The sequence below is a fragment of the Phascolarctobacterium succinatutens YIT 12067 genome (genome assembly GCF_000188175.1).
In the GTDB taxonomy this organism is placed as follows: Bacteria; Bacillota; Negativicutes; order Acidaminococcales; family Acidaminococcaceae; genus Phascolarctobacterium_A; species Phascolarctobacterium_A succinatutens.
Window position 1 is genome coordinate 14,201 of the sequence record NZ_GL830919.1, and the last position, 13,005, is coordinate 27,205.

At 47.8% G+C, this 13,005-nt stretch carries 13 protein-coding genes; 10 read left to right on the forward strand and 3 right to left on the reverse strand.

What is annotated here, in order from left to right; translation table 11 throughout:
- Positions 1 to 150: 150 nt before the first annotated feature.
- From trxA to HMPREF9443_RS07725, 3 genes are all read right to left on the reverse strand, one after another.
- Positions 151 to 456, reverse strand: a complete 306-nt coding sequence (trxA, locus tag HMPREF9443_RS07715; protein ID WP_009146017.1) for a thioredoxin — start codon at positions 454 to 456, stop codon at positions 151 to 153.
- 37 nt (positions 457 to 493) lie between these two features.
- Entirely contained in the window at positions 494 to 1,378 is an 885-nt protein-coding gene (locus tag HMPREF9443_RS07720) for an NAD(P)/FAD-dependent oxidoreductase (protein WP_009146018.1), read from the reverse strand.
- 99 nt (positions 1,379 to 1,477) lie between these two features.
- A complete protein-coding gene (locus HMPREF9443_RS07725; protein ID WP_009146019.1) occupies positions 1,478 to 2,608 on the reverse strand; it encodes a mechanosensitive ion channel family protein in 1,131 nt (376 codons plus the stop codon).
- A 167-nt stretch (positions 2,609 to 2,775) separates the two neighbouring features.
- Here HMPREF9443_RS07725 and HMPREF9443_RS07730 point away from each other — a divergent pair, with 167 nt between their 5' ends.
- The 10 genes from HMPREF9443_RS07730 (at position 2,776) to HMPREF9443_RS07775 (ending at position 12,892) form a co-directional block, all read left to right on the forward strand.
- Positions 2,776 to 3,285 (forward strand): DUF456 family protein, encoded by a 510-nt coding sequence (locus HMPREF9443_RS07730; protein ID WP_009146020.1) that lies wholly within the window; start codon positions 2,776 to 2,778, stop codon positions 3,283 to 3,285.
- A 33-nt stretch (positions 3,286 to 3,318) separates the two neighbouring features.
- Positions 3,319 to 3,690 (forward strand): VOC family protein, encoded by a 372-nt coding sequence (locus HMPREF9443_RS07735; protein WP_009146021.1) that lies wholly within the window; start codon positions 3,319 to 3,321, stop codon positions 3,688 to 3,690.
- A gap of 26 nt (positions 3,691 to 3,716) precedes the next feature.
- Entirely contained in the window at positions 3,717 to 4,997 is a 1,281-nt protein-coding gene (locus tag HMPREF9443_RS07740) for a CHAD domain-containing protein (RefSeq protein ID WP_009146022.1), read from the forward strand.
- Between the two features lie 122 nt (positions 4,998 to 5,119).
- Positions 5,120 to 5,548 carry a hypothetical protein gene (locus tag HMPREF9443_RS07745; RefSeq protein ID WP_040565308.1) on the forward strand — a complete coding sequence of 143 codons (429 nt, stop codon included), beginning with the start codon at positions 5,120 to 5,122 and terminating at the stop codon, positions 5,546 to 5,548.
- Positions 5,549 to 5,783: 235 nt separating this feature from the next.
- The gene (locus HMPREF9443_RS07750; protein ID WP_009146024.1) at positions 5,784 to 6,254 is read left to right on the forward strand and encodes a YwiB family protein; all 471 of its coding nucleotides are present in this window, start codon (positions 5,784 to 5,786) and stop codon (positions 6,252 to 6,254) included.
- Position 6,255: 1 nt separating this feature from the next.
- On the forward strand, positions 6,256 to 7,722 hold the full coding sequence (locus HMPREF9443_RS07755) for a DUF1846 domain-containing protein (protein WP_009146025.1): 1,467 nt from the start codon (positions 6,256 to 6,258) through the stop codon (positions 7,720 to 7,722).
- Between the two features lie 31 nt (positions 7,723 to 7,753).
- Positions 7,754 to 9,478 carry an arginine--tRNA ligase gene (argS, locus tag HMPREF9443_RS07760; protein ID WP_009146026.1) on the forward strand — a complete coding sequence of 575 codons (1,725 nt, stop codon included), beginning with the start codon at positions 7,754 to 7,756 and terminating at the stop codon, positions 9,476 to 9,478.
- Positions 9,479 to 9,600: 122 nt separating this feature from the next.
- A complete protein-coding gene (locus HMPREF9443_RS07765) occupies positions 9,601 to 11,226 on the forward strand; it encodes a CTP synthase (protein ID WP_009146027.1) in 1,626 nt (541 codons plus the stop codon).
- Between the two features lie 151 nt (positions 11,227 to 11,377).
- The gene (gene sppA, locus HMPREF9443_RS07770) at positions 11,378 to 12,334 is read left to right on the forward strand and encodes a signal peptide peptidase SppA (protein WP_009146028.1); all 957 of its coding nucleotides are present in this window, start codon (positions 11,378 to 11,380) and stop codon (positions 12,332 to 12,334) included.
- A gap of 6 nt (positions 12,335 to 12,340) precedes the next feature.
- Positions 12,341 to 12,892: a YIP1 family protein gene (locus HMPREF9443_RS07775; RefSeq protein WP_009146029.1), complete on the forward strand. Its 552-nt coding sequence runs from the start codon at positions 12,341 to 12,343 to the stop codon at positions 12,890 to 12,892.
- The last annotated feature ends 113 nt before the right edge of the window (positions 12,893 to 13,005 follow it).

The window sequence follows — 13,005 nt, forward strand, 5'->3', positions numbered from 1 at the left end:
CAAAAAGAAAAAATAAAGAACTCTCTACGTGCTCTGCTCATGCAGTGCTTCGTAGGGAGTTCTTTTTATGCTTCAAAACAAAGAAAATCCCGGCATGGTTCCTTCAAAAACCATAACCGGGATTTTTTCGTCAAGAAATTAAGCAGCGGCTTATTTTACCAGTGCTGCCAACGCTTCCTTATCGTGCAGGCCGACTGCGGATTTTACCAGCTTGCCGCTTTTGAAAACCAGCAGGCTGGGGATGCTCATAATAGCAAATTTTTCTGCCAGCTCCGGATTATCATCAACGTTGCATTTGGTAATCTTGATATCGCTGTGCTCCTGAGCAAATGCTTCCAGAATCGGAGCTTGCATACGGCAGGGGCCGCACCAGGATGCCCAAAAATCAACGAGAACTGTTTGGGTAGAATTGGTAACCTCCTGCTCAAAGTTTGCTGTAGTAATTTCTAATGCCATAATTATCACTCCTTAAGTGTTTTGGTAAAAATTTTAGTTATTTTTCTTCTGTCTTATGTTGGCGCAAAAACTTTAACGCTGTCAGGCCTGCGCGTGCGCCCTCGTGTACTGCCTTAGCCACCTGCATCAAGCCTCCCGTGCAGTCGCCGGCAGCGAAAAGTCCGGGGATGTTAGTCGCTCCGTCGCCGTCGATACGGATGAAGCGTCCGTTCAGCTCTGCGCCGAGCTTGCGCGCCATATCGGTGCTGTCTGCTGTGCCAAGAGCGATGAACAAGCCGTCGACGGCAAGCGTGCTGCCGTCGGTAAAGCGGATGCTGCTGAGCTTGCCGTTGCCTTCTACTGCCTGCAGCACAGAGGTGTTTACCTCAAAGCCTGCAGCCTTGGCTGCGTCGCCGCTTTGCCCATTGGTCAGGATGGTGACGCTGCCTGCCAGCTGTTTAAGATAAGCTGCCTCATGCAGAGCGTAGGCACCGTTGCCTAAAACCGCCACCCGCTTTTTGCGGAAGAAGAAGCCGTCGCAGACGGCGCAATAGCTTATGCCCTTGCCCTCCAGCTCGATAAGTCCGGGAAGATTGAGCGTAATATTCTTGCTGCCGGTAGCTAAAATAAGAGCTTCTGTCTGCAGCTGCACGGCTGTGTTTTTTAAACTGAGCGTGAAGCAGTCGGTGTATTCAACGCCGAGAACCTCATCCTGCAAAATTTCTACGCCCAGAGAACGTGCCTGCTCCAGTCCTGCTGCATAAAGCTTGGCGCCGGAAGCGGCAATGCCGTAATAGTTGTCGATTTTATGTGCCTTGGCCAGTGCGCCGGGGCCGTTTTCAATGATGCATACCTTTTGACCGGCGCGCGCCAGATAAAGAGCAGCACTTACTCCGGCGGGACCGCCGCCGATAATAATAGCTTGCTTAATGTTGTTAGTCATAGGCAGCCTCCTGTAAATATAAACTGAGATAAAACGGAAAATTATTCTTTATTTTATTATAACTCAGTTTGCAAAATTTTTCTGCAAAATAATAGTGAATTAGCAGTTGGCAGAGGTGCTGTTATCTTTTGGTTTATCAGCTTCGGATTGTGCTTTGGCAGGCTGTTCGGTAACATTTTCCTGCAGCGGAGTTTCAAAATAAAGACTGGTGCTGGGGAAGGCACAGCTTACGCCCACCTCTTCAAGCAGCTCCAATGTATGCAGGTTGATTTCCTGCATAATGTTGAGGTATTCGAGGTGCTTGCCTGTTTTGGCGTAGCAGACAACACGTATATCAAGGCTGCTGCTGTTATAGGTGACAAAATGAACGCGTACATCATTTTCATCAATAAGCGTGAGATCCTCCAGATAATTTTTCAGCTTGAAGATAAATTCCTCGATTTGGGCAGCCGTTGTACCGTAGGTCAGGCCAAGCGTAAAGTCGATGCGGCGACGTTCGCGCAGCGTATAGTTGGTAATCGGCGTGTTGCTGAGGAGGGAGTTCGGAATATAAACAAGCTCCTGCGGAAAGGTGCGGATACAGGTGCTGCGGAAGGAAACGCTTTCTACGATACCTTCGATGCCGTTGGCTTTAATCCAGTCGCCGATTTTAAAGGGCTTATCGAGCAGGATTATCATACTGCCGAAAACGTTGGCCAACGCATCCTTGGCTGCAAATGCAACAGCCAAAGAGCCGATACTTAGGGAGGCGATGAAGGCGCTGATGTCATAATTCCATTCGCGGGCTACGGTTACAAAGCCCAGCATGATGATAATTATACGGAAAACAGTCGCTAGAATGTTAGCGATGGCTTCATCGGTCTGGATACCGAATCTTTCCAGCAAATCGAAGAAAACGCCGTGCGTTGTATCAATCAGGTTATACAGGCCCCAGAAAAAGTTGGTGACAATGATCGTTCGCAGAATGCGGTCGGTAAAGCTGAAATCGTGTACTGATGCCAACGGCGACAGGTTGATTGCCGCATAGAACGCGATAATAAAGAGTGCAATGTTGATAGGTGTCTCAAAGGCGTTAAGAAAATACTCGCCGTAGCCGAAGGATACCTTGTTATTCAGACGGCGTAAAAGGCGGATGAAAAAGTTTTTATAAATGTAGCGGACAACGGTAAAGAAAAGAAAGGCACTTATGGAAGGGTACCATGGTTTAAGAGTAAGCAATATATCGTTCACGAGGGAACCTCCTTGGTTAAGAAATTTTTAGCTTAACTAATTTTAGCATTTTCTGCAATACCGCACAACGATTTTACATTTATTTCTAATTCTCGTGACACTTTAGTAAACTTGTATGTTTATGGATGTGGTATAATTAATACAATATAAATAGACGGAGGCATGTTATGGAACTGCTGGTTGAGCGTATATTTGCAATCTTCATAGCTGTATCGGGACCGATACTGACAATATTTGACCTTCCGGGGAATACTTTGCTTTTACTGACATCGTTGATGTTTGCTTTTTTTGATGAGGTACTTTATTTTAACGGCAGATTGCTGTCTGCTATGGTACTCATTTATGCTTTGGGTGAATTTTGGGAGTTCTGCGTCGGCCTTTTCGGCATCAAACGCAGTAAAGTTTCTTGGTTCGCTGTTATTTTCATTGCCTTGGGAAGCTTTGCCGGCACTCTGCTCGGTACATTGATTTTTCCGATATTAGGCTCATTGCTCGGCGGTATGGCCGGTGCCTTTGCGGCTGCGTTTGCCTATGAGCTGGCGCATACGGGTGTTTCGGCGGCTGCTATGCAGTTGGCGTGGACGGCAGCGAAGATGCGCTTTTTTGCAATGCTCGGCAAGCTGGCAGCAGGTATTGCTTTAGCTGCTCTGCTCTTGAAGCAGGTAGTATTTTTTTAAATATGTAATATAATTTAATGAGAGGTGTACAATATGGAATTTACTTTCGCACATAACAACTTTAACGTATTGGATTTGGAAAAAAGCCTGAAGTTTTACGAGGAGGCCTTGGGCCTGAAGGATGATCACCGTAAGGTGGCCGAGGACGGCAGCTTTATTCTGGTATATCTGACGGACGGCAAAACTCCGCATCTGTTGGAGCTTACCTGGCTGCGTGACCGCAAGGAAGCTTATAATCTAGGCGAAAATGAATTCCATCTGGCATTTTTGGTAGATGATTACGAAGCAGCGCATGCTAAGCATAAGGAAATGGGCTGCATCTGCTACGAAAATCCTGCTATGGGAATTTACTTTATTACCGACCCCGATAATTATTGGCTGGAAATTGTGCCGAAGAACAAATAAGCGTCAAAGTCCGGGAGGTAGATGACATGAAACACAAGCTGTGTCTGCATGGACTGGAAGTAAAAAACCAGGCGCAGCTGCTTAATCTTGCGAAAAGGCTGTTGCCTGGCAGTACCGTAAAGGTAAAAATCAAAGAAAAATATTTTAACGATAATGATATGTACAAATATCGCCTGACACGTTTTACGCCGGAAAATATTGACGGTGTGCGCTTGTATTGTGCCTGGGGCACTTTGCTTGTGAGCGATAAGCTGCTGGCGATAGCGGATATCATTATCGAATTCGAATATCACAATGCGGAAGCTGCAGAGGCTGTCGACAGCCTGCTGCAGAAGCTGCTGGCCTCCAAAACAAAATTTGTGCTGGAGGAGCCGGATTTTTCGCAGCGACTGGACCAGTTGCGCGGCTGTTTTGACCAAAAGCAGCTGGCGGCCTACGATGCCGACAGCGCTATGAGCCTGCTGTATTGTCATCTTCCCTGGCAGGTTTATTATGTAAGCAAGCTGTGGCAGGAGGTTTTGAGCCGTGGCCCGGAACGCAGTCTGCTGCGTCAGCTTCGTGTAAAGCTCAGACGTCTGCGCTCGCTGCTGACTCTATGCAAGCCGCTGCTGCCTGAGCAGGAGGCGGTGCATTGGCAGGGAGTGCTGAAGGCGAGCACCAATCGTTTGGGTGATGTGCGGGAGTACGATGTGGCGCTGCAAATTTGCTCGCGTCTGCAGCGCAGCCGGGAGCAGGCGGAAGCTTCGCTGCCGCAGCTTACGGCTTTGCTGACGCAGCTGCGCGGTACGGCTGCAGCTAAGGCGCTGCGCGGACTGAGGCTGAACCGCTTGACGCTGGAGCTGGCCCGTTTGCTTTTGTGGCTGTACAGAGTGCCTGCGCCTGAAAGGGAGCTGACAGTGGCAGAGTTTTTGTCGCGTCGTTTCGGTAACTGGTATGACAAGCTGATGGAGCTGCCGGAAAAATATCCCGATTTGCATAATATGGAGCAGCTGCACCGCATCCGCATCAAGCTCAAGCGCTTCCGTTATGCACTGCAGAGCGTGCCGGAGCTGGCTCCGGAAGCACGCCTTTTGCGTAGCCTGAAGTATCTGCAGGATATGCTGGGGCTGCTGCACGATGATTATATCAACACCATGATGGTAGAGAAGCTGGTGGCGGCACATCCCAAAATCAAAGAGCTGCGCTATGAAGCAGCCTTGTTCAGCGGCTGGGAGCAGGCCAAGGCCGATGCGGCGCTGGAAGCATTGCCGCAGCAGTGGGAAGCCTTTAGCAGCCAGCTGACGGAATGGAAAAACAAAAATCTTTAATGCTGTGCTTAATTTTATCGTTAGCGGAAAAGATTTGTAAAGTTTTTATGGTAACGCTTGCACTTGTTGGCACGAAAGACTATAATTAAACACATATTAAGCATATAGGGAGGAGAATTTCCGTGAAAAAAATATTAATGCTGGTTACAATGATTATGATGCTGGCTGTCAGCGCAGTTTGCAGCGCATCCAACGGCAAGGTTTTGGATGCAGAGGAAGCTATTGTTGACAAATTTATCAACGGTGGCAACTATAAGGCAGTTACCTCCATGATGACCGAGGATATGCAAAAGAACTGGGATGAAAAGGCATACACTAATATGCACGCACAGCTTGCTAAGGATTTCGGTAAGCTGACCACCAATCAACTGATTGTTGTTGAAAAGCATAATGGCGCAGACGTGCTGCTGTATCAGGTTGTTGCAGAGAAAAAACCTGCTGCCCGCTTCGTATATCTTTTCAAGCTGAACGGCGAGAAGCCTTTGCTGAATGATTTCAGTGTAATGCTGCCGCAGCAGAAAGAAGCAGCTAAGGAAGAAGCTAAAAAATAAATTTTATATTAAAAAGCTGACGACAGAGCTATACTATGGCAGTATACTCTGTCGTTTTTGGTTGATTTTTTTAGCTTGCTGTTATGGTAAATCCTGCACTTGCTTATGCAATTTCTTGACTGTACTTTATAGCTGTTATATAATATTGAAGAATATAAGAGGTCTTTTAGTGCAGAAAAGTTTAATGGCATTAGATTGACAAAAATCTTGTAGGGCTTGCGACCTTTCGATCATAATGGTGTGGCGAAACGGTGCAGGCTCTATCTTGTTTATGGAGGCACGTACTATGCAGCCGGTAAAAATTCGTATTTTGAGTACAACGAAGGATGAGGGTAGTGAGGCTCAGGCTTCTGAACAAAAGTATACGGGTATGATGACGGAAAAAGGCGGCAAATACTACGTAATCTATAAGGAGGATGAACAGTCCGGTCTGGATAATACCAAGACAACGCTGAAATGGGACGATGAGCACGTTATAGTCATGCGTAGCGGCAGCGTAGATCACAGACAGGAATTCCGCCGTGGATATGTAGATAAAAGCCTTTATCAGACACCTTATATGAAAATTCCTCTGACGACGGAAACCAGTTATGTATATACCCATTTCCGTAACGGCATGTGGCAGCTGGAAATGGAATATACCTTGTATCATGATGATAAGCCTTACGGCGAGATGAAGATTTTAATTGAGGTTGAGGAAATTTAATATGAAAATAGGCTTTGATAATCAAAAATATTTGACCATGCAATCTGAGCATATCAGAGAGCGCATCAGTAAATTCGGCGATAAGCTTTATCTGGAATTCGGCGGCAAGCTGTTCGATGATTACCATGCTTCCCGCGTACTGCCGGGCTTTGCTCCGGACAGTAAGCTGCAGATGCTTCTGCAGCTGGTGGACCAGGCAGAGATGATTATTTCCATCAATGCCGATGATATTGAAAATAATAAGGTGCGCCACGATTTAGGCCTGACCTACGATCTGGATGTACTGCGTCTGGTAAAGGTTTACCGTTCCAAGGGACTTTATGTCAGCAGCGTTGTTATTACGCAATATAAGGGCCAGAAATCCATCGAAAGCTTCAAGAATAAGCTGGAGGCTTTGGATATCAAGGTTTATTACCATTATCCGATTGAAGGCTATCCGCATAATGTGGAGCATATTGTCAGTGATGCGGGCTATGGCCAGAACGACTATGTAGAAACTACACGTCCGCTGGTAGTTGTTACTGCTCCCGGTCCTGGCAGCGGCAAGATGGCTACCTGCCTGTCGCAGCTGTATCATGAAAATAAGCGCGGCATTAAGGCCGGTTATGCTAAATTCGAAACCTTCCCCATCTGGAATCTGCCTTTGAAGCATCCTGTAAATATGGCTTACGAGGCTGCTACGGCTGATTTGCAGGACGTTAATATGATTGACCCCTTCCATTTGGAGGCCTATGGCGTAACTACGGTAAATTACAATCGTGATGTTGAGATTTATCCTGTACTGGCAGCAATCTTTGAAGGTATTTACGGCTATTGCCCGTATAAATCGCCTACCGATATGGGCGTTAATATGGCAGGCAACTGCATCTGTGATGATGAGGTCTGCTGCGAGGCATCGCGTCAGGAAATTATCCGCCGCTATTATCAGTCCCTGAACCGTTTGGCACTGGATGAGGCCAGCAAGCAGGAGGTTTATACGCTGGAGCTGCTGATGAAGCAGGCTAAGGTCAGCGTAAATGACCGCCGCGTTGTTACCGTAGCCAAGCAGGTTGCGGAAGAGCGCAAGTGCGCTGTTATTGCGCTGGAGCTTGCCGATGGCAGAATTGTTACCGGCAAAACTACGGATTTGCTGGGACCTGCCAGTGCCGTGCTGTTGAACGCTATTAAGGAACTGGGCGGTATTGCGGATGAAATGCACCTGATTTCGCCGACCTACATTAACCCGATTCAGAATTTGAAAACACGCTACCTTGGCAGCAGCAATCCGCGTCTGCATATGGATGAGGTGCTGATAGCGCTTTCCATGTGTGCCGCAACGGACAGTCTGGCTAAGCTGGCGCTGGAAAAGCTGCCGGAGCTGAAGGGCTGTCAGGCTCACTCTACCGTTATGCTGACAGAGGGCGATTTTAAGGTATTCAAAAAGCTGGGCGTTGAACTGACTAATGACCCTATTTACGAAACAAAATAAGCAATAAATAAAGAGAAGGAGAGATTTTGCTTTGGATATAAAGGATTTATTAGCCGCTGCCATTAAAGATGCAGCGCAAAAAGCTATCGATAACGGTACTTTGAAACCGGGTACTTTGCCCGAGGTTATGCTGGAGGTTCCGCCGCAAAAGGAATTCGGCGATTTTGCAACCAACTTTGCTATGCAGTCTGCCCGCAGCCTGCATTGTGCACCGCGTCAGATTGCACAGGCTGTTGTTGATAATCTGGACTGTGCTTCCGTAGATAAAATGGAAATTGCCGGCCCCGGCTTCATCAATTTCTATCTGAAACAAAACTGGACCGCTGATTTGCTGGCAGGTATTCTGGCTGCCGGTGAAAACTACGGCAATCTGCCTGCTAACGGCTTAGGCCGCGTGCAGGTTGAATATGTAAGTGCTAACCCCACCGGCCCGCTGCATGTAGGCCATGCCCGCGGTGCTGCTGTAGGCAGTGCTATGGTTAACCTGCTGCGTGCTGCAGGCTATGATGTTGAAAGCGAATATTATATCAATGATGCCGGCAACCAGATGAACAATCTGGCAAACTCCGTCAATGCACGTTACCTGCAGCTGCTGAAGCTGGAGGAAATGGGCGGCGTTCCTGCTGACCTGACCGTTAAGCAGCTGGATGAAATGCCGACCGGCATTCCTTTCCCGGAAAACGGCTACCATGGCTATGACATCATTGAAACCGCTCAGCGCATTATCCGTATCTATGGCAAGGAATTTGTTGCTTTAGAGGAAAAAGAGCGTCTGGCTAAATTCCTGGAAATTGCTTATAAAGAAAAGCTGGCAGGCCTGAAAGAGGACCTGGAAGCATTCGGCGTAACCTTCGATGTATGGTTCAGCGAGCAATCCCTGCATGATGCCGATAAAATCCGTGAGGCTTGCAAATTCCTTGAGGAAAAAGGCTGTGTTTATGAAAAGGACGGCGCAAAATGGTTTAATTCCACCGCTTACGGCGATGACAAGGACCGCGTTGTTATCCGTGACAACGGCGTTTCCACCTACTTTGCTGCCGATATTGCATATCACCGCAACAAATTCGAGCGTGGCTTCGACCGCATCATCAACCTGTGGGGCGCTGACCACCACGGTTATATTGCCCGCGTGAAGGCTGCTGTAAATGCTTTGGGCTTTGATGCTGATAAGCTGGAGGTGCTGCTGCTGCAAATGGTACGTCTGTATCGCAACGGCGATATTGTTAAGCTGTCTAAGCGTACCGGCGAAACCATCACTCTGCGCGAGCTGATGGATGAGGTTGGCGTTGATGCGGCGCGTTACTTCTTCTGCATGCGCTCCTTAGACAGCCAGCTGGATTTTGATATGACTCTGGCTACCGAAAAATCCAATGAGAACCCGGTTTATTATATCCAATATGCGCATGCGCGTATCTGCAGCATTGCCCGTCAGCTTGCCGAAGCAGGCATTGAGGCTGTAGCTTTAGACGAGCTGAAGCTGGATACTCTGCAGGCTCCCGAAGAGCTGGCGCTGGTTAAAAAGCTTGGCGAATATCCAGAACTGCTTGCCCGTGCAGCTCGCGAACGCGCTGTACATCATGTGGCAACCTATACCTATGAGCTGGCAACTCTGTTCCACTCCTTCTATAACCAATGCCGTATTCTGGGCGTAGATACAGACTTACAGCAAGCCCGCATTGCTTTGGTTAAGGCAGTTGGTCACACCATTCGTCATGCATTGGGTATTCTGGGCGTTTCTGCTCCGGAAAGAATGTAATTTAAGAAATTCTTTTGCAGGTGGCAGAGTCCTTGGGCTTTGCCGCCTGCAGTGAGTTTAGATACAATTTAATATTTTTATTGTGTTGTAGCATTTTATGAAATCTGAGGGGGTTAAAAATCATGACTACTAATACCAAGTACATTTTTGTGACAGGCGGCGTTGTGTCTTCTTTGGGCAAGGGCATCACTGCTGCGTCTTTAGGCCGTTTGCTGAAAAGCCGCGGCTACAGGGTTACTATCCAGAAGTTCGACCCGTATATCAATATTGACCCGGGCACAATGAGCCCGTATCAGCATGGCGAGGTTTTTGTAACGGACGATGGTGCGGAAACTGACCTTGATTTGGGACATTACGAACGCTTTATTGATATCAACCTGTCAAAAAACTCCAATACGACCACAGGTAAGATTTACCAGAGTGTAATTAATAAAGAACGCCGTGGCGATTATCTTGGCGGTACCGTACAGGTTATTCCTCATATCACAAATGAAATCAAAGAGCGCGTTTTCCGCGTAGGCCAACAGGATAATGCCGATTTTGTTATTACAGAAATCGGCGGCACTGTAGGTGATATTGAAAGCCTGCCGTTTTTGGAAGCCATCCGTCAGGTAAAAAAGGATGTCGGCAAAAACGATGTGCTTTATATTCACGTTACACTGGTACCGTATATTTCCGCAGCCGGTGAGCTGAAAACCAAACCGACTCAGCATAGCGTCAAAGAGCTGCGCAGCATCGGTATTTCTCCTGATATTATCGTTTGCCGCAGCGAAAAGCCTATTTCCAAGGAAATGCGCGAAAAAATGGCTATGTTCTGCGACGTAGATCCGGACGCAGTTATCCAAAACCTTACCGCAAGAAGCATTTATGAGGTACCGATGCTCATGGAGGAGCAGGGACTTGATACCATTGTTCTGCGCAAGCTGGAGATGGAAGATAAGCCGAAGGATATGCAGGGCTGGCATGATATGGTGGCCCGCATCCTGAAAAAATATGATAAGAAGGTAACTATTGCTGTAGTCGGCAAATATGTTGCTTTGCAGGATGCTTATATTTCTATTACGGAATCCTTGCGTCATGCGGCAGTTGCCAATGAAGCAGAGCTGGATATCCATTGGGTAAATGCCGAAGAAATCGAAGCAGATGATACTGATATGGCTAAGGTTATGGCCGGTGTTGACGGCATTCTGGTGCCGGGAGGCTTCGGTAACCGCGGTATTGAAGGCAAGATTAAGGCTATTCAATATGCACGTGAGCACAAGATTCCGTTCTTCGGTATCTGCCTGGGCATGCAGTGCGCAGTAATTGAATTTGCCCGTCACGTCTGCGGTATGGCTGATGCCAACAGCTCGGAGTTCAATCCGAACAGCACACATCCTGTTATCGACCTGATGCCGGAACAGATTGATGTTGAGGATTTGGGCGGTACGATGCGTCTGGGACTGTATCCGTGTAAGGTTTATCCCGATACGCTGACAAGCAAGGCTTACAATGCAGAGCTGATTTACGAACGTCATCGTCATCGTTATGAGTTCAACAATGCTTTCCGTGAGAAAATTGTGGGCAAGGGATTAGTTCTTGGCGGCACACTGCCTAATGGCCGTCTGGTAGAGATTGTTGAATTGCCTGAGAGTGAGCATCCGTGGTTCCTCGGTGCGCAATTCCATCCTGAATTTAAATCCCGTCCGACAAATCCGCATCCGTTATTCAGAGAGTTTGTGGGTGCGGCGGTAAAACATCACCAATAAGGTTATCCTGAAAGCGCTGAGCTTAAGCCGACGTTGCTTTCGGAAAATAAGAATACTCCTCTTAGGCACCTTAGGCGCAATTGCCGTAAGGCATACGCCTGAGGGGAGTTTTTGCTTGTGTTATACTATGATTAGGGAGGAGAGTGATTGAATGCTTAAGAAAATTTTTATCAGTGCGGTATTGATTCTGGCTGTGTTGAGCTTTGTTGTTTCATTGCTCAAGGGGAATAACAATGCCGAGAAAACTGTTACTGTACCTGACCGTGTGGCCGTAATCAATATTTACGGTACGATTATCAGCGGTGCGGACAGCAAGGACAATATTTTCAGCCAGACCAATGGTGTAACAAGCGGCAGCATTATGAAGCAGATTCGTGAGGCTGCGGCTGATGACAGCGTCAAAGCATTAGTCCTGCGTATTGACAGCGGCGGCGGCAGTGCTACGGCTGCGGAAGAGGTCGGACGTGAACTGAAGCGCTTTAAGGAGAAAACCAAAAAGCCGATAGTTGCAACTATCGGCAATACCGGTGCCAGCGCTGCCTATTGGATTGCAGTCTGCGCCAGTGACAAGGTTTATGCCAATGCCACAACGCTTACCGGCAGTATCGGTGTGTATATGCCGTACATGAATACGGAGGAGCTGTTCAAGAAAATAGGCATCACCAGCAATAAGATTAAAAGCGGTCCCTATAAGGATATTATGAGCAGCGACAGACCGATGACACCTGAAGAACAGGCTATTTTGCAGAACATCGTCAACGAAATCTACGAGCAGTTCGTGACAACTGTTGCCGTAGGACGCAAGATGGAAGAAAGCAAGGTAAAATCCTTGGCTGACGGTCGTGTTTATACCGGTCTGCAGGCTAAGAATCTGGGCCTGGTAGATGAAATCGGCGATTATTACGATGCGCTTGCCGCAGCGGGTGAATTAGGCAAGATTAAGCCGGGTGCCGACGGACTGCCGCCGGTGAAGGCTAAGGAAAAACAGCAGCCGTGGGAGTTTTTGCTCAGCGCTCATATTGCGGAGCTGATTAAAACTGAGCTTGTAAATCAGCTGACAGGCAGCCTGCAGCAGAGCGGTGCGCCGGCAGGCGGTATGACGAGGTGATGAGCTATGAGGCGCAAAACCTTTGAGGTACTTTTTGAGCCCGGTGCAGGCATGGCTGCGATTGCCAAGCAGCCTTCTCTTTGGCGCAGTGCTTTTTATTTCACTCTCAGCTTCAGCTTTTTTGGCGTAGCAACAAACTGCTGGCTGTTGGATTCGCCGTTGGATGTGCGCTTCGGCATTATTATTGCTACGGTGCTGATTGCGGGAACAGCTTTAACGCTTTACGGTTTTTTGCTGCACGGCATTATGGAAACCTTCGGTGCGCTGGCGGGCGACCCGGTCGGGCTTATCTGCCTTTTGGGCTATACGACGTTGCCTTTTCTGCTGCTCACGCCGGGAGCTTTGCTGGCGGGCAGGATGGGTTTTAACGGCTTGCCGCTCTTAGGTGTGCTGTTTCTCATCGGCTGCCTGTGGATGCTGTATCTTCTGGTGCGGTCGCTGGAGGCGGTGTATCTTGTAGATGCCTTCCGTGCAGGTGTAACCGTAGTATTCAGCCTGTTTTTGCTGTATATTGTCTTTGTTTTGCCGTGGCAGGTTTGCCTGATGCTTTTGCTGTAAATAAAATTTAGATTGATTAATCAGAATAAACGTGTCATAATAAAGGTTGGACATAGAGTTAATTCTCTTGCGCTGCGCAAGCAGTGCTATTACCATATGAAATTATATTAAGG